Below are 20,518 nucleotides of genomic sequence, written 5' to 3' on the forward strand. Positions count from 1 at the left end.
TCCATGATCCTGCGCGCCGCGCTTTCTTTCGGGCTGGTCAGCTGTTTGGCTGGCTGCGTGTCATCGGGTGGCTCAAACCCGATGGCTACCGACAAGGGGCGTGACGAGGCGCGGGATGCCTATGTTCAATTGGGCCTTGGTTATCTTCAGCAGGGGATGACCGAGCAGGCCCGGATTCCCCTGAGTAAAGCCCTCGAACTCGACAGAAACGACCCGGACACCAATGCCGCACTGGCATTGGTGTTTCAGTCTGAAATGGAGTTTGAGCTGGCCGAACAGGCCTTTCGCACAGCACTGCGGGCGCGGCCGAACGATGCCCGCATCCTGAACAACTATGGCAGTCTGCTTTTCGGCCAGCAGCGCTATCAGGAAGCCTCTGACCAGTTCAGCAAAGCACTGGCCGACAACCTTTACCCTGAGCGTTCGCGGATCTACGAGAACCTGGGTGTCGCCTCGCTCAAGCTGGGCCTGCGGGATGCAGGTCGCCAGCAGCTCGAAAAAGCCTTGCGCCTGAACCGTCAGCAGCCTCGCGCACTGCTCGAAATGGCTGAGTTGTCTTACGAAGACAGGCATTATGTGCCCGCACGTGACTTTTACGATCGTTTTAGCCTGCTTAGCGGGCAAAATGCACGTAGTCTATTGCTCGGTGCGCGACTGGCGAATGTATTCGACGACCGCACCCCAACAGCCAATTATGGCCAGCAACTAAAACGACTCTATCCCGGCACGCCGGAATATCAGCAATACCTGTCGGAGCAATGATGAAAGCGGCGCAACCCGAAGTTCTAGCAGCGACTCGTGTCAATCCCGGTGAGACCCTGCGTCAGGCCCGTGAAAACAATGGATGGACGTTGGCTGAAGTCGCCTTGAAACTCAATCTCACGGCCAGTTCCTTGAGCAACCTTGAGACCGGGGCGTTCGACAAGCTGCCAGGCCATACGTTTGCGCGTGGTTACATCCGTGCCTATGCCAAATTGCTTGGCATGGACCAGACCAGTCTGGTCCATGAGTTTGACCTGTACACCGGGACTGATGCCAACGGCAGTAATGTGCACAGCCTTGGCCGTATAGAAGAACCCGTGCGGGTTTCGCATACCATCTTGCGTATTGTCAGCTTGCTGTTGCTGATCGCCGTAATCGGCGGCGGTTTCATCTGGTGGCAGGACCAGACGTCCATGCGCGCCAAGGACCTGATCGGTCTGAACCCGGAACACGTCGAAGTTGAAGGCGCAGACGGTACCACCCGCATCCACCCGCTCGACGAGCCGGAAGATCAGGCTGTAGCAGAGGCCAAGGTTGAAGGCGAGGCACCTGTGGCCGCTGAGGCAGCTCCAGAGCAAGACACAACGGCTGCGCCGGTGTTGCCGGTTGCACCCTTGACGTCCGGCGCTGCGCCGGCGCCGGTTGCCCAGGCAGCTGTTGCCCCGACAGCAACCCCGGCAACGCCGGCTGCTGCGCCTGCAGCACCCGCGGCCACAGCACCTGTTGCGGGTGCTGGCAAGGTCGCTCTGCAATTTACCGCTGACTGCTGGACTCAAGTCACCGACGGCACGGGTAAAGTGCTGTTTGGTGGCCTGAAGCGCAAGGGCGAGAATCTTGAACTGAGCGGCAAGCCTCCACTGACCCTGCGTCTGGGTTATGCCCGTGGCGCGCAGGTGACCTACAACGGTCAGCCTGTGGATGTGGCTCCTTTCACCAGTGGCGAGACTGCTCGCCTGAAGTTAGGTCAATAAGTCATGCACGGCGAATCACCAATCAAACGTCGCGAATCGCGAAAAATCTGGGTTGGCTCGGTGCCAGTAGGTGGCGATGCCCCTATTGCCGTACAGAGCATGACCAACAGCGACACCAATGATGTGGCTGCCACTGTTGCCCAAATTAACCGACTGGAAGCCGCTGGCGTCGATATCGTGCGCATTTCCGTGCCGGACATGGACGCAGCCGAAGCCTTTGGCCGCATCAAGCAACTGGTCAAGGTGCCCCTGGTTGCCGACATCCACTTCGATTACCGGATCGCCTTGCGCGTAGCGGAACTGGGTGTGGATTGCCTGCGGATCAACCCGGGCAATATCGGTCGCGAAGACCGTGTGCGTGCAGTGGTTGATGCTGCGCGTGACCGTGGTATTCCGATCCGTATCGGCGTCAACGCCGGTTCTCTGGAAAAAGACCTGCAAAAGAAATACGGCGAGCCTACGCCTGCCGCTCTGGTTGAGTCGGCACTGCGTCACGTTGAACACCTTGAGCGCCTGAATTTCAGGGACTTCAAGGTCAGCGTAAAGGCCTCGGACGTGTTCATGGCGGTTGAAGCGTATCGCTTGCTGGCCAAGGAAATCGTCCAGCCACTGCATTTGGGTATCACTGAAGCCGGCGGTTTGCGTTCAGGCACAGTGAAATCTGCGGTGGGCCTAGGTATGCTGCTCGCCGAAGGGATTGGCGATACTATTCGCATCTCTCTGGCGGCAGACCCGGTAGAAGAGGTAAAAGTCGGTTACGACATCCTCAAATCCCTGCACCTGCGCTCGCGTGGTATCAACTTTATTGCGTGTCCTAGCTGCTCACGGCAGAACTTCGACGTGGTGAAAACCATGAACGAACTCGAAGTGCGGCTTGAAGACTTGCTGGTACCGCTGGATGTGGCGGTGATCGGTTGCGTGGTCAACGGTCCCGGCGAGGCGAAGGAAGCTCATGTGGGCTTGACCGGCGGCACCCCGAACCTGATTTACATCGACGGCAAGCCGTCGCAGAAGTTAACGAATGAAAACCTGGTGGACGAGCTCGAAAGGCTGATCCGGCAGAAGGCGGCCGAAAAGGTCGAAGCTGACGCAGCAGTTATCGCGCGCGGCTAATCAAACGAATAAAGGATTTTCTGTGAGCAAGTCTTTGCAAGCCATTCGTGGCATGAATGACATCCTGCCGGAGCAGACGCCTCTGTGGCGCTACTTTGAGAGCACGGTGTCGCGTTTGCTGGATAACTACGGTTACAAGCAAATCCGCATGCCTGTCGTTGAGTTCACCGAGCTGTTCAAGCGCTCGATCGGTGAAGTGACCGATATTGTCGAAAAAGAGATGTACACCTTCGAAGACCGCAACGGCGATTCGCTGACCTTGCGTCCAGAAGGCACTGCTGCCTGCGTACGTGCGGTGCTTGAGCACGGCATAACCGGCGGCGGCCAGGTTCAGAAACTGTGGTATATCGGCCCGATGTTCCGCCACGAGCGACCGCAAAAAGGCCGCTACCGGCAGTTTCATCAGATCGGGGTTGAAGTGTTCAACCTCGATGGTCCGGATATCGACGCCGAACTGATCGTGCTCACCTGGCGCCTGTGGGGCGAGCTGGGTATCCGCGACGCGGTCAAGCTTGAGCTCAACAGCCTGGGTACCAGCGAAGCCCGCGCGCGCTACCGTGCCGCGCTGGTCGAATACCTGTCCTCGCGTCTGAGCGAGCTTGACGAAGACAGCCAGCGTCGCTTGAAATCCAACCCGCTGCGCGTGCTCGATACCAAAAACGCTGATACCCAGGCGGTTCTGGTCGATGCACCGAAGCTGGTGGATTACCTGGATGAAGAATCCCGTGTGCACTTCGAGGGCCTCAAGGCTCGTCTGGATGCTGCCGGGATTCCATACGTCATCAACCCCAAGCTGGTTCGCGGGCTCGATTACTACAGCAAAACCGTATTTGAGTGGGTCACTGACAAACTGGGCGCCCAGGGCACCGTATGTGCCGGTGGTCGTTATGACGGTCTGGTTGAACAAATGGGTGGCAAACCCACTTCGGGTGTCGGCTTTGCAATGGGCATCGAGCGCCTGATCCTGCTGCTCGAAACCCTTGAGCAAGTACCGGAAGAAATCGCGCGTCAGGTTGATGTTTACCTGTGTGCTTTCGGCGAGGCTGCTGAACTGGCTGCCCTGACATTGAGCGAACGTGTTCGTGATCAACTGCCAAACCTGCGCTTGCAGATCAATGCCGGCGCTGGCAGCTTCAAAAGTCAGTTCAAGAAGGCCGACAAGAGCGGTGCGCTGTTTGCGCTGATCCTGGGTGACGACGAATTGGCCCAGCAAGTAGTAGGCGTCAAACCCCTGCGTGGCCAGGGCGAACAACAAACGATTGCCTGGGATGCTCTTTCCGAGCACTTGGCCACCTGCATCGTGCAGGGTTGAAGCTGTAAATCAGCCGAATTAGCGAATAAGGAGTGTTGGGGTGTCGAGTAACGATGATGATCAGCTGGGCGAGTTGAAAGACTGGTGGCAGCGTAACGGCAAACCCCTGGTCACTGGCGGCTTGCTGGCGCTGGTGGTGGTGTTCGGCTGGCAGGCCTGGCACAAATATCAGAGCGGCCAGTCGCAAGGGGCGTCGGCTCTGTATCAGCAATTGCTGGAAACCACCCTCACGCCTGACGGTCAGCCCGATGTGGCCCGTGTGGCGGATCTGGCTAACAAGTTGAAAGGCGAGTACGCAGGTACGGCCTACGCACAATTTGGCGGTCTTTTTGTGGCCAAGGTTGCTGTGGACAACGGTAAGCTTGATGACGCCGCCACCGAGTTGAAAGCCATTGCCGACAAGCCGGCAAACCCGACCCTGGGTGAAGTGGCGCGTCAGCGTCTGGCTCAGGTTCTGGCAGCACAGGGCAAGGTTGATGATGCCCTGAAGTTGCTCGAAGGCGATTCGGACAAGGCATTCCTGGCCAGCCGTGAAGAGTTGAAGGGCGACTTGCTGGTACAGCAGGGTCGTGCTGACGACGCACGTGCCGCCTACGAAAAAGCCAAGGCAGCGCTCTCTGACGAAGCCGCTGTCGGTGGCCTGCAAATCAAGCTGGACGACCTGGCCAAAGGAGATGCGTGAAGTGATGCGTTGGAAACATGCGGCATTGCTGGCTCTGGTCATTTTGGCCGCGGGTTGCAGCAGCAACAGCAAAAAAGAACTTCCGCCAGCCGAGCTGACTGACTTCAAAGAAGAAGTCGTTTTGCAAAAGCAGTGGGATCGCTCGATCGGTGACGGTCAGGGCAAAACCTACAACATGCTGGTTCCGGCTGTTGAAGGTAATAACATCTACGCGGCTGACGTGACCGGTGTAGTGATGTCCTTGGACCGCATGAACGGCGACGTTCAGTGGAAAAAAGATCTCGAACTGCCTGTTTCTGGCGCCGTTGGTGTTGGCTATGGCCTGGTGATGCTCGGCACCCTGCAAGGTGACGTCGTAGCCCTGGACGCCAGCACGGGTGAAGAAAAATGGCGCTCTCGTGTTAACAGCGAAGTGCTTGCTCCACCACAGACCAATGGTGACATCGTCGTGGTTCAAACCCAGGACGACCATCTGGTAGGTCTGGATGCTTCAACCGGTGACCAGCGCTGGATTTACGACAGCACGCCAGGTGTTCTGACCTTGCGTGGTACCGGTGCACCGCTGGTGACCAACCACCTGGCAATTGCTGGTCTTTCGACCGGTAAAGTCGTTGCCCTCGATACTCGAAACGGCGTGCCGGTGTGGGAGCAACGTGTTGCCATTCCGCAAGGCCGCTCGGAGCTTGAGCGTATCGTCGATATTGACGGTGGCCTGCTGCTCTCCGGTGGCACGCTGTATGTCGCCAGCTACCAGGGCCGCATGGCCGCGCTGGAGATGGATACCGGTCGCGTGCTCTGGCAGCGTGATGCTTCCAGCTACGCAGGTGTCGCCCAAGGTTTTGGCAACGTCTACGTCAGTCTGGCGTCCGGTACTGTTGAAGGCATCGATGAACGTTCGACCACCTCACTATGGAGCAACGATGCTCTGGCACGCCGTCAATTGTCGGCTCCGGAAGTCTTCTCCAGCTATGTGGCAGTCGGTGACATGGAAGGCTATCTGCATCTGCTAAGCCAGGTCGATGGTCGTTTCGTGGGCCGTACTCGCATAGACAGTGATGGTCTTCGGGCGCGTCCGCTGGTGGTCGGTGACATGATTTACGTGTTTGGTAACAGCGGCAAACTGGAAGCCCTGACCATTCGCTAAGGCGTCTATGCTTGAGGCTCTAGGGTCTCAGGCAGCCTTGCCCTGGCAAGGCTTGCGGCACATTTGTGCTGTTCCGAACTCTGGCCGCTGCCTTGCAGCGGCTTTTGTATTTTCTGAAATAACGAAGTGGAGAGCCGCATGGTTCCCGTAATCGCCCTGGTGGGCCGACCTAACGTCGGCAAGTCCACCTTGTTCAACCGCCTGACCAGGACTCGCGACGCCATCGTCGGCGACTTGTCCGGTCTGACCCGTGATCGCCAATACGGTGAGGCCAAGTGGCAAGGGCGTTCCTACATTCTGGTCGACACCGGCGGTATCTCCGGTGACGAGCATGGTATGGACGAAAAGATGGCCGAGCAGTCGCTGCTGGCTATCGAAGAAGCTGACGTCGTTCTGTTCCTGGTAGATGCAAAAGCGGGTTTCACAGCCGCTGACCAGATGATTGGCGAACACCTTCGCAAACGTAACAAGCGCTCGTACGTTGTCGCCAACAAGGTCGACAACATCGATCCTGAATTGGCACGTGCAGAATTTGCCCCCTTGGGTATGGGTCATGCGATTCCGATCGCCGGTGCCCATGGCCGTGGTATCACCCAGATGCTGGAAATCGCCCTGAGCGATTTCCCGAAAGATCCGGAAGAGGAAGAAGAAGGCGAAGCCGAAGTCGTTCTTGAAGGTCAGGAAGCCAAGCGCATCCCGGGCCCGAGTGAAAAAGACGGCATCAAGATCGCCATCATCGGTCGTCCTAACGTTGGTAAGTCAACGCTGGTCAACCGCATGCTGGGCGAAGACCGGGTCATCGTTTATGACGAGCCGGGCACCACGCGCGACAGTATCTACATCCCGTTTGAGCGTAACGACGAGAAGTACACGCTGATCGACACCGCGGGTGTGCGCAAGCGCGGCAAGATCCACGAAGAAGTAGAAAAATTCTCCGTGGTCAAAACCTTGCAGGCCATCAAGGACGCCAACGTGGTGATCTTTGTCATGGATGCCCGCGAAGGCGTGGTAGACCATGACCTCAACCTGCTGGGCTTTGCGCTGGAGGCCGGTCGGGCTCTGGTCATCGCGATCAACAAGTGGGACGGCATGACCCCGAGCGAGCGCGAGTTCGTCAAGGTCGAGTTGACCCGTCGGTTGTTCTTTGTCGACTTCGCCGACATCCACTTCATCTCGGCTCTGCACGGCACGGGCGTAGGGAACTTGTACCAGTCGGTGCAAAACTCCTTCAAGTCAGCGGTTACCCGCTGGCCGACCAACCGTCTGACCCAGATCCTGGAAGACGCGGTAGGCGAGCACGCACCACCGATGGTCAACAACCGCCGGATCAAGTTGCGCTATGCCCACCTGGGTGGTGCCAACCCGCCGATCATCGTGATCCACGGTAACCAGGTCGAGAAGGTTCCAAAGTCTTACGTCCGTTATCTCGAAAACACCTACCGTCGTGTCTTGAAGCTGGTCGGTACACCGATCCGCATCGAGTTCAAAGGTGGCGAGAACCCGTACGAAGCCAACAAGAACTCGCTGACCGACCGTCAGGTCAACAAGAAGCGCCGCATGATGTCGCACCACAAGAAAGCCGAGAAGAAGCGCAAAGACAAGCGTTGATACGCAACCTCTCGCAGCAACGAAAAAGGGCCTTGATCGGCCCTTTTTCGTGTCTGGCGTTTGGGCTATCCTCGGTAGGTCCTGTGCCGTAGTCAGAGCCGGGGACATCACAGGGAACGGCCATGATTACCAGCAAGTTGCCGAATGTCGGCACCACTATTTTCACGCGCATGTCGCAGCTCGCCACTGAAACCGGCGCGCTCAACTTGTCTCAGGGTTTCCCTGACTTCGATGGCCCGCAAGCCTTGCGCGATGCCGTCGGACATCACATCGCCAGTGGCCACAATCAATACTCGCCCATGACCGGCTTGCCAGCCCTGCGGGTGCAGGTAGCGGCGAAAATTGCCCGTAGTTATGGGGTGAACGTCGATGCCGATACCGAGGTCACCATCACCCCCGGCGCCACCCAGGCCATTTTTTGCGCGATTCAGGCAGTGATTCACGCCGGTGATGAAGTCATTGTGTTCGACCCGTGCTACGACAGCTACGAGCCATCGGTCGAGCTGGCCGGTGGGCGTTGTGTTCACGTGCAGCTGGGGCTGGATGATTTTTCGATCGATTGGCAAAAGCTCGAAGAGGCACTGACGCCCCGCACCCGAATGATCATCCTCAACAGCCCGCACAACCCGAGCGGCGCCCTGATCAGCCGCGCCGAGCTGGACACGCTGGCTGGGCTGATTGCGGACCGCGACATCTACATCATCAGCGATGAGGTTTATGAACACCTGGTGTTCGATGGCATGCCCCATGTCAGTGTTTTGTCCCATCCCGAGTTGTACCATCGTGCCTTTGTTGTCAGCTCTTTCGGCAAGACGTATCACGTCACGGGCTGGAAAACCGGCTATGTGGTGGCCCCTGCGGCCCTGACGGCAGAGCTGCGCAAGGTTCACCAGTACGTCAGCTTTTGTGGTGTTACGCCTTTGCAGTATGCATTGGCCGACTTCATGGAGACCCATCCTGAGCATGTTGAAGAACTGCCGGCGTTTTATCAGGCCAAGCGCGACCTGTTTTGTGATTTGCTGAGCCCGTCGCGCTTTACCTTCAAGCCGGTGGCCGGCACTTATTTCCAGTTGGTGGACTATTCCCATATTCGTCCGGACCTCAATGACGTCGACATGGCCGTATGGCTGACCCGCGAACACGGCGTGGCGACGATTCCGGTTTCGGTGTTCTACCAGTCCCCGCCCGAAGGGCAGCGGCTGGTCCGCCTGTGTTTCGCCAAACGCGAGGAGACGCTGCGTGATGCAGCAGAAAAACTATGCGTGATCTAACTGGTTTACCCGATTTAACCGTTGCCCTGGTGCAGACCACACTGGTCTGGCACGACCGCGAAGCCAATTTTGCACACTTTGACGAGCTGCTCGAACAGGCCAGGGGGGCAGACCTGGTGGTCTTGCCCGAGATGTTCACCACCGGATTCAGCATGCAGTCCGAAGCCCTGGCGGAACCCGAGCACGGTCCCACCAGCAAGTGGTTGCAGGCTCAGGCCAAAAAACTCAATGCCGTGGTGACTGGCAGCGTGATTGTCCAGGCCGCCGACGGCAGCCATCGCAATCGACTGCTGTGGGCGCGTCCGGATGGCGAGGTGCTGCACTACGACAAACGCCACCTGTTCCGTATGGCCGGCGAGCATGAGCATTTCACGCCGGGCGAGCGTCAGGTTCAGTTCGAAGTGAAGGGCTGGCGCGTTCGCCCGCTGATTTGCTATGACCTGCGTTTCCCGGCGTGGAGTTACGACCCGCACGATACCGACCTGCTGCTGTACACCGCCAATTGGCCGGGCGCGCGTCGTTTGCACTGGAACCGCTTGCTGCCGGCGCGTGCCATCGAGAACCTCTGCTACGTGGCTGCGGTTAACCGGGTGGGTACGGACGATAAAGGCATGGTTTATACCGGCGACAGCCATGTCTTCGACTTCCAGGGCGAACCGCTGCTCAGTGCTGGCGAAGCAGACGGTGTGTTCCAGGTATGCCTGACTGCGGGTGAACTGGCGGCGTACCGCGAACGCTTCCCGGCCAACCTGGATGCGGACACGTTCGACCTGCACTAAACGGTATCTGCAGGAGCGAGCTCTGCGCATTGAAAAGCTCGCTCCTGCAGAGGGCTGAGTATCCGGCACAAAAAAGCCCCCAAGGCCTTCACCTTGGGGGCTTTTGCGTTTCAGGCCGGCGCTTACGCGGCCTTGGCTTGTGCTTCACTCAGCGAACGGTTCAGGGCGCTGAACAGGGCCTTGAAGCTGGCGGTGGTGATGTTTTCATCGATGCCCACACCGTGCACTGCGCGCTCACCATTGACCCGCAGCTCGATATAGGCCGCAGCCTTGGCGTTGGTGCCTGCACCGATGGCGTGCTCGTTATAGTCCATGATTTCGGCTTGCACGGGCAGACCCGCCACCAGCGCTTCCAGTGCGCCGTTGCCTTTTCCGCTCCAGCGCAGATTGGTCTCGCCAGCGCCTTTGGCAGACACTTCAACTTCTACTGCGCTATGGCCGTTCTCTTCCTGCAGGCGATGGCTGACCAGTGCGTAAGGCGTGTTGGCCTGCAGATACTCGCTGTGCAACAAGCTGTGGATCTGCTGGGCGGTCATCTCAAGGCCAAGACGGTCGGTTTCACGCTGAACCACCTGGCTGAACTCGATTTGCATCCGGCGCGGCAGGCTGATGCCGTACTCCTGCTCCAGCAAGTAGGCAATGCCGCCTTTGCCGGACTGGCTGTTGACCCGGATCACCGCTTCATAGCTGCGGCCAATGTCGGCCGGGTCGATCGGCAAGTACGGCACTTCCCACAAGGCATCCGGCTTTTGCTGAGCGAAGCCTTTGCGAATTGCGTCCTGGTGCGAGCCGGAGAACGCGGTGTGAACCAGGTCGCCCACATACGGATGACGCGGGTGAACCGGGATCTGGTTGCACTCTTCGACGACCTTGCGCACGCCATCGATGTCCGAGAAGTCCAGTTCCGGGTTCAGACCCTGGGTGTACATGTTCAGGGCCACGGTTACCAGATCGACGTTACCGGTGCGCTCGCCGTTACCGAACAGGCAGCCTTCGACGCGATCGGCCCCGGCCATCAGGCCCAGCTCGGTGGCGGCAACGCCAGTGCCACGGTCGTTATGGGTGTGCAAGCTGATCAGCACGCTGTCACGGCGATTGATATGACGACCGAACCATTCGATCTGGTCGGCATAAATGTTTGGCGTTGCGCACTCAACGGTGGCTGGCAAGTTGAGGATCATCTTGTGCTCGGGCGTCGGGTTCCAGACCTCGATCACGGCGTCACAGACTTCCTTGGCGAACTCCAGTTCGGTGGCACTGAAGGTCTCGGGCGAGTACTCGAACGTCCAGTGGGTTTCAGGCTGCTGAGCGGCATATTTGACGAACAGTTTGGCAGCGCTGACGGCGATTTCTTTGATCCCCTCCTTGTCCTGGTTGAACACGATGCGGCGGAAAGCCGGGCAGGTCGCGTTGTACAGGTGAACGATGGCCTTTTTCGCCCCGCGCAGGGATTCAAACGTGCGGGCAATCAAATCTTCACGGCCCTGGGTCAACACCTGAATGGTGGTGTCGTCCGGGATATGACCGTCTTCGATCAAGGTGCGCACGAAGTCGAAGTCAGTCTGGGATGCCGCCGGGAACGAAGCCTCAATCTCTTTAACGCCAACGCTGACCAGGGTCTTCCAGAAGCGCAGCTTCTTTACCGCATCCATCGGCTCGATCAGCGACTGGTTGCCGTCGCGAAGGTCCGAGCTGCACCAGATCGGCGCGCTGGTGATGGTTTTCGATGGCCAGGTACGGTCAGGTAAATCAATGACCGGGAAGGCGCGGTATTTGGAAGACGGGTCTTTGAGCATGGTCATCAGGCAATCCTTATTTTGCTTGCCGACTATCAGGAGGCGGCCAGCCGAAGAAATACAAAGCACAAGGGCGAGGCACTGCGATTAGCTTTGCAGTCGTGCGCTGACGAGGCAAAGGCTGCGGTGCTGGCGGAGCAGAATGAGGGTGTGAGAGGTTTTCATGGCTTCAACCCTAACCATTGGGTTGAAGGATGGCAAGCGGCGAAAAAACATTGAGAGAAATGCTCGAATATCATGGATATTCGAGCGTTAATTGCGGGCTTTAGTGGTAGTGGTGATTATTATTGCGCTGCATGACGGCTGTTAAGCGTCTGGTGCTGCTGCCAATCATCCCGGTAAGGACTCGCTCAAGGTTGGAAGGCGCCAATAAAAATCGCCGGGTCAACCCGTGCATCGTTAAGGCTGACATTCCAGTGCATATGCGGGCCCGTAGCGCGACCGGTCGAGCCGACTTTACCGACCACATCACCCCGGGCCAATTGCTGACCAACCTTGGTATCGATCTTCGACATGTGGCAAAACATGCTAATAAACCCCTGGCCATGATCGACAAACACCGTGTTGCCGTTGAAGAAATAATTGCCGATCAGAATGACCTTGCCAGCTGCCGGCGTCTTGATCGGTGTCCCGGCGGGTACCGCGAAATCCAGCCCGGCATGGGGGTTACGCTCTTCGCCGTTGAAGAAGCGACGTACGCCAAACTTGCTCGACAGCGGCCCGTTCACCGGTTTATCCAGCAACAGGTTGCTCGGTGTAGTGGGGCTGAACGTGCGATACGCCTTGATCTGCACCGCCAGTTCGTTGTCGATACGCTTGATGTCAGCCGGGTTCGGATTGACCTGGCGCTTGTTCTTCAGGGTGATGCGCTGCTCAGGGTATTTCTTGCTGCCGACCGTAAAGTTCAGGTCGCGTCCTCCGGAGCTGATCTGCTGGCGCCCGGGCTTTACGGTCAGCGGAATACCGACAATCGCCCGCCATGTGTCTTGCTCCTTGACCACCAGCACCGGCTTGCCCTGATAGCTGGCCTTGGGGGCCTGGGCACCGGTACCCAGCTCAATCACGGCGACACCGCCAGGGACCGGCTTGTTCAGCAAACGGGTGATGTAGCTGTCAGCTGCATGTGCGTTGAGGGTCAGACACAGCAGTAACAGGGCAGAGAGAAAACGCGGCATTGATCAATCCAGTAATGAAAGGGTGACAGGCGTGAGGTGGTTGTCTTCTACGCGTACATGCAGTTCGCCTTCGCCCAGCCTGGCCTTCAGGCGCTGGCCGGTACGGGTTTGTCCGGCGCTGCGAATGGCGTTGCCACGCTCATCCAGCAAGATGCTGTAACCCCGGCCCAGGGTGGCCAGCGGGCTGACCACATGCAGGGTCTGCATTTGGCTTTGCAGTTGCAGTCGACGGCTTTTCAGGCCTTCACGCATGGCCCGTGGCAAGCGCTCGGCCAGGCTGTCCAGACGCTGGCGCAACATGGCCAGTTGCCGTCCTGGATGTTGTGCAGCCAGACGTGTTTCGAGCCGGATCAGGCGTTCGCGGCGGGTATTGAGGCTGCGCTCAAAGGCGCGCCGCATGCGCATGTCCAGGTCGTCCAGACGCTGAGCCTGCTGGCGCAGCCGCTCACCCGGGTGGCGCAGGCGGCGGGCCAGACCGTCCAGGCGCAGGCGGTCACGCATCAATCGGTCGCGGATGCGCATTACCAGGCGTCGATGCAGGCTTTCGACACGCCGTTGCAGGTCGCTGGAGTCCGGGGCCAGCAACTCCGCAGCCGCCGAGGGGGTTGGTGCGCGTACATCGGCCACAAAGTCACTGATCGAAACATCGGTTTCATGACCGACCGCACTGACAATAGGCGTCACGCAGGCATCCACGGCGCGGGCTACGGCTTCTTCGTTGAAGCACCACAGGTCTTCCAGCGAACCGCCGCCACGGGCCAGGATCAGTGCGTCGAAACCCCGCGCATCGGCAAGCTTGAGTGCCCGCACAATTTGCGCTGTGGCTTCGCGCCCTTGCACGGCAGTGGGGATCAGCGTCAGCTCAACTTGCGGTGCACGGCGGCGGAATACACTGATGATGTCGCGAATCACCGCCCCGGTAGGCGAACTGATGATCCCGATCCGCTGCGGATGAGCCGGTAAGGGTACCTTGCGCTCGGCACTGAACAGGCCTTCGGCGCTGAGTTTCTCTTTCAAGGCATCGAAGGCCAGCCGCAGCGCGCCATCGCCGGCCGGTTCAACGGTATCCAGGATCAGCTGGTAGTCGCCGCGGCCTTCAAACAGCGAGACCTTGCCGCGTACTTTTACCGCCAGGCCATCCTTGAGTGCCTGGCGCACCCGTGCCGCGTTATTGCGGAACAGTGCGCAGCGCACCTGGGCGCCGCTGTCCTTGAGGGTGAAGTAAATGTGGCCGGAGGCGGGGCGGGCGAGGTTGGAGATTTCGCCCTCTACCCAGATATTGCTGAACACGTCTTCGAGCAAGACCCGCGCCCGGCCATTGAGCTGGCTGACAGTCAGGACTTCTCGATCGAGGTTGAGTCGTGCAAAAGGATCTTTAATCATGCGCGCCATCATAAGGGCGGAATGTGATCGCTGCACCTGTCTGGTTAAGCTCGCGCCCCTAAAAAAAGAACAACGCCATCTCTACACGCTGTACCTGAAGATGCAGCTCGGTGGTGCGCCGCTGTTGCTTGCCGCTTGTCTGTTACCGGCCATGGCGCTGGGGTTATGGATCGGTCGCCAATTGCCCCGCGTGCCCTTTGTCCGGCTGGCGACATAGTGGGTGCTGCGCCGATAGCGCGTTATCTGAGTGCTTGACCTCGCACAGTGAGGCTTTAAGCTGCGCCCTCACCTCTGTAGGAGCGAGCGTGCTCGCGAGCCTTTCAACATAACGCAGAGCTCGCGAGCAAGCTCGCTCCTACACGAGGAGGCGGGTTATCCTCCCTCACACACATGTGCCGTACCCATGAATTCGCAAAGCATCATCGTTCCTAAAATCTCCACCTTGCCGGTTCACGAACCCCGGGCCCGGGCCATCGTGCGCTGGCTGGTGCGCAAGAACATCATTGAGCAAGAGCTGACCACCTGCGGGCGTGGCGGCAGCCGCATGGCCTACGCCATCGCTCCGGGCGCAGCCAGCGTGGTGCTGCATCCTGAAGCGCTGCCATTCGGTCAGCCGGTCAATGGTCTGGAGATCATCACCAAGCGCTGCATATACACCCCGGCCAAGGGTTTTCTTGAAGAGGCCGGCTGTGCCGAGTGTCGCAAGGAAGTGGGTGAGGCCCTGTTCGACAGCCTGGAAGAGTGGATGCCGGGCCGTACCGACAACTTCATTTGCCCCCTGTGCGCCCATGAAGATGACATCAACGGTTTTCTGTTTTTGCAGCCGTGTGCATTCTCCAACCTGGGTTTCATTTTCAACAACTGGGCCGAGGCGGGCTTCAAACAGAGCTTCCTTGACGAGTTTGCCGACTGGCTCGACCAGCCGGTGGCGTGGGTCAAAGTCGAGCTCTGAACCTGTGGGAGCTGGCTCGCCAGCGATGCCATCATTGCGCTGGCCCAGGCACGCGGGGTCGCCGGAATCGCTGGCAAGCCAGCCCCCACAGGAATCAAGGCCGCAATATCAGCGAGAATCTGCCCTCAGAGTCAATAAATCATGGCCTTTAGCGCAAAACTCTCTAAAGGTTTCCGTTGAGAGATGCAGGTGTTTTGAGTACAATGGCGCGCTTCCATTTTCCCGCTCGGGAGCCCCAGCGATGCTGCGTATCAGCCAAGAAGCACTCACATTCGATGACATCCTTCTCGTCCCCGGTTATTCCGAGGTTCTCCCGAACGAAGTCAGCCTTAAGACTCGTTTGACCCGTGGCATTGAACTGAATATTCCTCTGGTTTCCGCTGCAATGGACACCGTGACTGAAGCCCGTCTGGCAATCGCCATGGCTCAGGAAGGCGGTATCGGCATCATCCACAAGAACATGACCATCGAGCAACAAGCTCACGAAGTGCGCAAGGTAAAGCGCTACGAAGCCGGTGTGGTTAAAGAGCCCATCACTATCGAAGCTGACGCCACTGTTCGTGAATTGTTCGAACTGACCCGCCTGCACAACATCTCCGGCGTTCCTGTACTGCACCGTGGCGACCTGGTTGGCATCGTGACGTCCCGTGACGTGCGTTTCGAAAACCGTCTGGAAGCCACCGTTCGTGAAGTGATGACGCCTAAAGAGCGTCTGGTCACGGTTAAGGAAGGCGCCGACAAGAACGAAGCCCGCGAACTGTTGCACAAGCACCGCATCGAACGCGTACTGATCGTCGACGACAAATTTGCCCTCAAAGGCATGATGACCGTCAACGACATCGAGAAAGCCAAGGCTTACCCGCTGGCCAGCAAGGACGACCAGGGTCGTCTGCGCGTAGGCGCTGCAGTGGGTACCGGCAAAGACACCGCCGACCGTGTTGCCGCCCTCGTGGCTGCAGGCGTTGACGTAGTGGTTGTCGACACCGCACACGGTCACTCCAAAGGCGTGATCGATCGCGTTCGCTGGGTCAAGCAGAACTTCCCTGAAGTTCAGGTGATTGGCGGCAACATCGCCACCGGCGCTGCTGCGCTGGCCCTGGCCGAAGCCGGTGCCGACGCGGTCAAGGTCGGTATCGGCCCAGGCTCGATCTGCACCACCCGCATCGTTGCCGGTGTCGGTGTTCCGCAAATCAGTGCCATTGCCAATGTTGCCGCTGCCCTTGAAGGCACCGGTGTACCGTTGATCGCCGATGGCGGCATCCGTTTCTCGGGTGACCTGTCCAAAGCCATCGTGGCCGGTGCATCGTGCGTGATGATGGGTTCGATGTTTGCCGGTACCGAAGAAGCACCGGGCGAAATCGAGCTGTACCAGGGCCGTTCGTACAAGGCTTACCGCGGCATGGGTTCGCTGGGTGCGATGTCGCAATCCCAGGGTTCCTCCGACCGCTACTTCCAGGACTCCTCTGCGGGTGCCGAGAAGCTGGTGCCGGAAGGTATTGAAGGTCGCGTTGCGTACAAAGGTTCTTTGACCGCAATCGTGCACCAACTGATGGGCGGTCTGCGTTCTTCGATGGGTTACACCGGCTGTGCCGACATCGAACAAATGCGCACCAAACCCGAGTTTGTACGTATCACCGGCGCCGGTATGGCTGAATCCCACGTCCACGACGTGCAGATCACCAAGGAAGCGCCAAACTATCGCGTAAGTTGATAGTGGTCGCGCCCGGGGCCAAAACCCGGGTGCGATACGAATTAAGTCACCGGGGCTGTTTGATTCAGCCCCGAGTTGTTTCTGAAATTAATCGAGATTTTGTCATGGCCCTCGACATTCACGCTCACCGCATCCTGATTCTGGACTTCGGTTCCCAGTACACCCAGCTGATCGCCCGTCGCGTTCGCGAAATCGGCGTTTACTGCGAACTGCACCCGTTCGACATGGATGACGCAGCGATCCGCGAATTCGCACCTAAAGGCATCATCCTTGCCGGTGGCCCGGAATCCGTGCACGAAGCCGATAGCCCGCGCGCGCCACAAGCCGTGTTTGACCTGGGCGTACCGGTTTTCGGTATCTGCTACGGCATGCAGACCATGGCCGAGCAACTGGGCGGCAAGGTTGAAGGTTCCGAACTGCGCGAATTCGGTTATGCCCGCGTAGACGTAGTCGGCAAAAGCCGCCTGCTTGACGGTATCGAAGACCACATCGACGCAGACGGCCTGTTCGGTCTGGATGTATGGATGAGCCACGGTGACAAGGTCACCAGAATGCCGTCCGACTTCAGCATTCTGGCCAGCACCCCGAGCTGCCCGATTGCCGGCATGTTCAACGATGCCCGCGGTTACTACGGCGTCCAGTTCCACCCGGAAGTGACCCACACCAAGCAAGGCGGCCGCATCCTGTCGCGTTTTATCCTCGACATCTGCGGCTGCGAAGCCTTGTGGACGCCGTCGAAAATCGCTGAAGACGCAATCGCCAACATCCGCGCCCAGGTCGGCACCGACAACGTTTTGCTCGGCTTGTCCGGCGGCGTTGACTCCTCGGTGGTTGCAGCATTGCTGCATAAAGCGATCGGCGACCAGCTGACGTGCGTGTTCGTGGACAACGGCTTGTTGCGCCTGCACGAAGGCGAGCAGGTCATGGCCATGTTCGCCGAGAACATGGGCGTTAAAGTGATCCGCGCCAACGCGGCGGACCAGTTCCTGAACAACCTGGCCGGCGAAAGCGATCCAGAGAAAAAGCGCAAGATCATCGGCCGTACCTTCATCGACGTATTCGATGCCGAATCCTGCAAGCTGGACAACATCAAGTACCTGGCCCAGGGCACCATCTACCCGGACGTGATCGAGTCGGCTGGCGCCAAAAGCGGCAAGGCTCACGTCATCAAGTCGCACCACAACGTGGGCGGCCTGCCGGACGAGATGAACCTCAAACTGGTCGAGCCTCTGCGCGAACTGTTCAAGGACGAAGTCCGCCGTCTGGGTCTGGAACTCGGCCTGCCGTACGACATGGTCTACCGTCACCCGTTCCCGGGCCCGGGCCTGGGCGTGCGCATCCTGGGTGAAGTGAAGAAGGAATACGCCGACATCCTGCGTCGTGCTGACCACATCTTCATCGAAGAGCTGCGCAAGGCCGACTGGTATCACAAGGTCAGCCAGGCATTCGTGGTGTTCCAGCCGGTGAAATCGGTTGGCGTGGTAGGTGATGGTCGTCGTTACGCCTGGGTTGTGGCCCTGCGTGCCGTTGAAACCATCGACTTCATGACCGCGCGTTGGGCACACCTGCCTTACGAGCTGCTTGAAACCGTCAGCGGTCGCATCATCAATGAGATCGAAGGCATCTCCCGCGTTACTTACGACGTGTCGAGCAAGCCGCCAGCAACGATTGAGTGGGAATAAGTCTGGCCGGGCAACCGGTCTGATTTAAAAAAGGCGGTCAACACCTGGTGTTGGCCGCCTTTTTTTATTTGTGCATCACGCCCCCCAACCTGTAGGCGCGAGCTTTTCAACAGCTCGCTCCTGCAGAAGCAGGATGCGGCCCTTACTGTTTCGCATTTGCAGGTGTATCGTATTCGCCTTTTGCGGGCTGCACGCCTGCGCCGGATATGAGAGGTAGTTGAGTCAATGTCCTTTACCCGTCGACAAATACTCGGAGGTCTGGCCGGCCTGGTAGTGGTGGGTGTTGGCGCAGGAGGCGCTTCGCGTTACTGGTTGGGCAAAATGGCCGACGCCGAGGCTGGCCACGACTATGAGCTGATTGCTGCGCCACTGGACGTTGAGTTGGTGCCCGGTCATCAAACCGAGGCCTGGGCATTCGGCCCTTCGGCACCGGGCACCGAGCTGCGGGTTCGTCAGGGAGAATGGCTGCGGGTGCGTTTTATCAATCACCTGCCGGTCGCCACCACCATTCACTGGCACGGTATCCGTCTGCCGCTGGAAATGGACGGCGTACCCTATGTCTCGCAATTGCCGGTTTTGCCCGGTGAATACTTCGACTACAAGTTCCGCGTGCCGGATGCCGGCAGTTACTGGTACCACCCCCACGTCAACAGCAGCGAAGAGCTGGGCCGCGGGCTGGTCGGGCCGCTGATTGTCGAGGAGCGCGAGCCCACCGGTTTCAGGCACGAACGGACCCTGAGCATTAAAAACTGGCACGTGGACGAAGAGGGCGGTTTCCTGCCGTTCAGCATCACCCGTGAAGCCGCACGTGGCGGTACACCGGGACGCCTGTCGACGATTAACGGCAGCCACGTGCCGACCATTGATTTGCCTGCCGGGCAGATCACCCGGGTGCGCATCCTCAACCTCGACAACACCTTGACCTATCGCCTGAACATCCCCGGCATCGACGCCAAAATCTATGCACTGGACGGCAACCCCATCGAGCCAAGGCCTTTGGGCAAGGAATACTGGCTGGGCCCCGGCATGCGTATTTGTCTGGCGATCAAGGCTCCGGCGCCAGGGCAAGAGTTGTCGTTGCGCGACGGGCCCGTGCGTCTGGGCACGCTGCGTTCGGTTGCCAGCACCGATGCACCGGGCCAGTGGCCCCCGGCGTTGCCCGCCAACCCGATTGCCGAGCCTGATGTGGCGAACGCAGAAAAGCTCAACTTCAATTTTGAATGGGTCGGCTCGGTCTCCGAAGACCTGGGCCCCGACCAGCCGCCGAGCCTGTGGCAGATCAATGGCGTGGCCTGGGACATCAAGGACAAAACCTGCGCCGATCGGCCGATAGCCAAACTCAAACTGGGCCAGAGCTACATCTTCGAATTGAAGAACATGACCCAGTACCAGCACCCGATCCACCTGCACGGCATGAGCTTCAAGGTGCTGGCGTCCAATCGCAGAAAAATCATCCCGTATTTCACCGACACCTACCTGCTGGGGAAAAACGAACGTGCCCGCGTGGCCCTGGTGGCGGATAATCCCGGCGTGTGGATGTTCCACTGCCATGTGATTGACCACATGGAAACCGGCCTGATGGCCGCAATTGAGGTTTCCTGATGCGACAAGGGCGTCAACCGCAAATCATCGACCGCAGCCGCGATCAAGACTTCATGCGCGAAGCACTGGCGCTGGCGGCCCGGGGCGCGGCGCTGGGCGAAGTGCCGGTGGGCGCGGTGCTGGTGCAAGACGGTGAAATTATCGGTCGCGGGTTTAATTGCCCGATCAGCGCCAGCGACCCCAGCGCCCATGCCGAGATGGTTGCCATCCGTGCGGCCGCGGCGGCGGCCAGCAACTATCGTCTGCCCGGCAGCACGCTGTACGTCACCCTTGAGCCGTGCAGCATGTGCGCGGGCCTGATCGTGCACTCGCGCGTGGCCCGGGTGGTCTACGGGGCGCTGGAGCCCAAAGCGGGGATTGTGCAAAGTCAGGGGCAGTTCTTCACCCAGGGTTTTCTGAATCACCGGGTGCTGTTCGAAGGCGGGGTATTGGCCGAAGAGTGCGGCGCGATCCTCAGCGAATTCTTCAGGGCCCGTCGGGCCAAATAACTCCCCCTCTATCCCTGTGGGAGCGAGCTTGCCTCGCGATAGGCTCAACGCAGATTCATAGAAGAACCGCGTAGCCTGCATCGCGAG

Annotated in this window: 17 protein-coding genes and 1 pseudogene; 15 read left to right on the forward strand and 3 right to left on the reverse strand. The window is 59.0% G+C overall.

Annotated features, from left to right (window positions below; genetic code table 11):
- Positions 1-3 precede the first annotated feature (3 nt).
- The 9 genes from pilW (at position 4) to ACP7BO_RS02455 (ending at position 9,642) form a co-directional block, all read left to right on the forward strand.
- Positions 4-762 carry a type IV pilus biogenesis/stability protein PilW gene (gene pilW, locus ACP7BO_RS02415; RefSeq protein ID WP_426208439.1) on the forward strand — a complete coding sequence of 253 codons (759 nt, stop codon included), beginning with the start codon at positions 4-6 and terminating at the stop codon, positions 760-762.
- Positions 762-1,733, forward strand: a complete 972-nt coding sequence (locus ACP7BO_RS02420) for a RodZ domain-containing protein (RefSeq protein ID WP_426208441.1) — start codon at positions 762-764, stop codon at positions 1,731-1,733. Before pilW ends, ACP7BO_RS02420 begins: the two co-directional genes overlap by 1 nt.
- 3 nt (positions 1,734-1,736) lie before the next feature.
- Positions 1,737-2,846, forward strand: coding sequence for a flavodoxin-dependent (E)-4-hydroxy-3-methylbut-2-enyl-diphosphate synthase (gene ispG, locus ACP7BO_RS02425; protein WP_003443351.1), 1,110 nt, complete (start codon positions 1,737-1,739; stop codon positions 2,844-2,846).
- Positions 2,847-2,868: 22 nt separating this feature from the next.
- A complete protein-coding gene (gene hisS / locus ACP7BO_RS02430) occupies positions 2,869-4,158 on the forward strand; it encodes a histidine--tRNA ligase (RefSeq protein WP_060690831.1) in 1,290 nt (429 codons plus the stop codon).
- Positions 4,159-4,198: 40 nt separating this feature from the next.
- Positions 4,199-4,840 (forward strand): tetratricopeptide repeat protein, encoded by a 642-nt coding sequence (locus ACP7BO_RS02435; protein WP_426208444.1) that lies wholly within the window; start codon positions 4,199-4,201, stop codon positions 4,838-4,840.
- On the forward strand, positions 4,833-5,984 hold the full coding sequence (bamB, locus tag ACP7BO_RS02440; RefSeq protein WP_060690833.1) for an outer membrane protein assembly factor BamB: 1,152 nt from the start codon (positions 4,833-4,835) through the stop codon (positions 5,982-5,984). Before ACP7BO_RS02435 ends, bamB begins: the two co-directional genes overlap by 8 nt.
- A 138-nt stretch (positions 5,985-6,122) precedes the next feature.
- Positions 6,123-7,592, forward strand: coding sequence for a ribosome biogenesis GTPase Der (gene der, locus ACP7BO_RS02445; RefSeq protein ID WP_003443342.1), 1,470 nt, complete (start codon positions 6,123-6,125; stop codon positions 7,590-7,592).
- A gap of 122 nt (positions 7,593-7,714) precedes the next feature.
- Entirely contained in the window at positions 7,715-8,863 is a 1,149-nt protein-coding gene (locus ACP7BO_RS02450) for a pyridoxal phosphate-dependent aminotransferase (RefSeq protein ID WP_426208447.1), read from the forward strand.
- The gene (locus ACP7BO_RS02455) at positions 8,851-9,642 is read left to right on the forward strand and encodes an amidohydrolase (RefSeq protein WP_426208449.1); all 792 of its coding nucleotides are present in this window, start codon (positions 8,851-8,853) and stop codon (positions 9,640-9,642) included. The genes ACP7BO_RS02450 and ACP7BO_RS02455 overlap by 13 nt, the downstream gene beginning before the upstream one ends.
- A 122-nt stretch (positions 9,643-9,764) precedes the next feature.
- Here the strand turns inward: ACP7BO_RS02455 and leuA are convergent, their stop codons facing one another.
- From leuA to xseA, 3 genes are all read right to left on the reverse strand, one after another.
- A complete protein-coding gene (leuA, locus tag ACP7BO_RS02460) occupies positions 9,765-11,444 on the reverse strand; it encodes a 2-isopropylmalate synthase (protein WP_397455830.1) in 1,680 nt (559 codons plus the stop codon).
- 344 nt (positions 11,445-11,788) lie between these two features.
- Positions 11,789-12,613 carry a peptidoglycan DD-metalloendopeptidase family protein gene (locus tag ACP7BO_RS02465; protein ID WP_426208451.1) on the reverse strand — a complete coding sequence of 275 codons (825 nt, stop codon included), beginning with the start codon at positions 12,611-12,613 and terminating at the stop codon, positions 11,789-11,791.
- 3 nt (positions 12,614-12,616) lie between these two features.
- The gene (gene xseA / locus ACP7BO_RS02470) at positions 12,617-13,996 is read right to left on the reverse strand and encodes an exodeoxyribonuclease VII large subunit (RefSeq protein ID WP_397455832.1); all 1,380 of its coding nucleotides are present in this window, start codon (positions 13,994-13,996) and stop codon (positions 12,617-12,619) included.
- A gap of 118 nt (positions 13,997-14,114) precedes the next feature.
- Between xseA and ACP7BO_RS02475 the strand changes: the two are divergent.
- The 6 genes and pseudogenes from ACP7BO_RS02475 to tadA all read left to right on the forward strand — a co-directional run.
- Positions 14,115-14,213: pseudogene (locus ACP7BO_RS02475) on the forward strand (sulfite exporter TauE/SafE family protein); the annotation flags it as partial.
- A 186-nt stretch (positions 14,214-14,399) separates the two neighbouring features.
- Positions 14,400-14,948 (forward strand): hypothetical protein, encoded by a 549-nt coding sequence (locus ACP7BO_RS02480; RefSeq protein ID WP_060690841.1) that lies wholly within the window; start codon positions 14,400-14,402, stop codon positions 14,946-14,948.
- A 241-nt stretch (positions 14,949-15,189) separates the two neighbouring features.
- A complete protein-coding gene (gene guaB / locus ACP7BO_RS02485; RefSeq protein WP_060690842.1) occupies positions 15,190-16,659 on the forward strand; it encodes an IMP dehydrogenase in 1,470 nt (489 codons plus the stop codon).
- A 104-nt stretch (positions 16,660-16,763) separates the two neighbouring features.
- On the forward strand, positions 16,764-18,341 hold the full coding sequence (gene guaA, locus ACP7BO_RS02490; RefSeq protein WP_060690843.1) for a glutamine-hydrolyzing GMP synthase: 1,578 nt from the start codon (positions 16,764-16,766) through the stop codon (positions 18,339-18,341).
- A gap of 225 nt (positions 18,342-18,566) precedes the next feature.
- Positions 18,567-19,943: a multicopper oxidase family protein gene (locus ACP7BO_RS02495; RefSeq protein WP_426208455.1), complete on the forward strand. Its 1,377-nt coding sequence runs from the start codon at positions 18,567-18,569 to the stop codon at positions 19,941-19,943.
- Positions 19,943-20,431 (forward strand): tRNA adenosine(34) deaminase TadA, encoded by a 489-nt coding sequence (gene tadA, locus ACP7BO_RS02500; RefSeq protein ID WP_397455835.1) that lies wholly within the window; start codon positions 19,943-19,945, stop codon positions 20,429-20,431. The genes ACP7BO_RS02495 and tadA overlap by 1 nt, the downstream gene beginning before the upstream one ends.
- Positions 20,432-20,518 lie beyond the last annotated feature (87 nt).

It is taken from the genome of Pseudomonas sp. TWR2-1-1, from assembly GCF_049897045.1.
Lineage (GTDB): Bacteria > Pseudomonadota > Gammaproteobacteria > Pseudomonadales > Pseudomonadaceae > Aquipseudomonas > Aquipseudomonas versuta.

Coding starts and splice junctions, on each gene's coding strand:
- pilW (WP_426208439.1), top strand. CDS start 4: ATGATCCTGCGCGCCGCGCTTTCTTTCGGGCTGGTCAGCTGTTTGGCT.
- ACP7BO_RS02420 (WP_426208441.1), top strand. CDS start 762: ATGAAAGCGGCGCAACCCGAAGTTCTAGCAGCGACTCGTGTCAATCCC.
- ispG (WP_003443351.1), top strand. CDS start 1,737: ATGCACGGCGAATCACCAATCAAACGTCGCGAATCGCGAAAAATCTGG.
- bamB (WP_060690833.1), top strand. CDS start 4,833: ATGCGTGAAGTGATGCGTTGGAAACATGCGGCATTGCTGGCTCTGGTC.
- der (WP_003443342.1), top strand. CDS start 6,123: ATGGTTCCCGTAATCGCCCTGGTGGGCCGACCTAACGTCGGCAAGTCC.
- ACP7BO_RS02450 (WP_426208447.1), top strand. CDS start 7,715: ATGATTACCAGCAAGTTGCCGAATGTCGGCACCACTATTTTCACGCGC.
- ACP7BO_RS02455 (WP_426208449.1), top strand. CDS start 8,851: ATGCGTGATCTAACTGGTTTACCCGATTTAACCGTTGCCCTGGTGCAG.
- leuA (WP_397455830.1), bottom strand. CDS start 11,444: ATGACCATGCTCAAAGACCCGTCTTCCAAATACCGCGCCTTCCCGGTC.
- ACP7BO_RS02465 (WP_426208451.1), bottom strand. CDS start 12,613: ATGCCGCGTTTTCTCTCTGCCCTGTTACTGCTGTGTCTGACCCTCAAC.
- xseA (WP_397455832.1), bottom strand. CDS start 13,996: ATGATTAAAGATCCTTTTGCACGACTCAACCTCGATCGAGAAGTCCTG.
- ACP7BO_RS02480 (WP_060690841.1), top strand. CDS start 14,400: ATGAATTCGCAAAGCATCATCGTTCCTAAAATCTCCACCTTGCCGGTT.
- guaB (WP_060690842.1), top strand. CDS start 15,190: ATGCTGCGTATCAGCCAAGAAGCACTCACATTCGATGACATCCTTCTC.
- guaA (WP_060690843.1), top strand. CDS start 16,764: ATGGCCCTCGACATTCACGCTCACCGCATCCTGATTCTGGACTTCGGT.
- ACP7BO_RS02495 (WP_426208455.1), top strand. CDS start 18,567: ATGTCCTTTACCCGTCGACAAATACTCGGAGGTCTGGCCGGCCTGGTA.
- tadA (WP_397455835.1), top strand. CDS start 19,943: ATGCGACAAGGGCGTCAACCGCAAATCATCGACCGCAGCCGCGATCAA.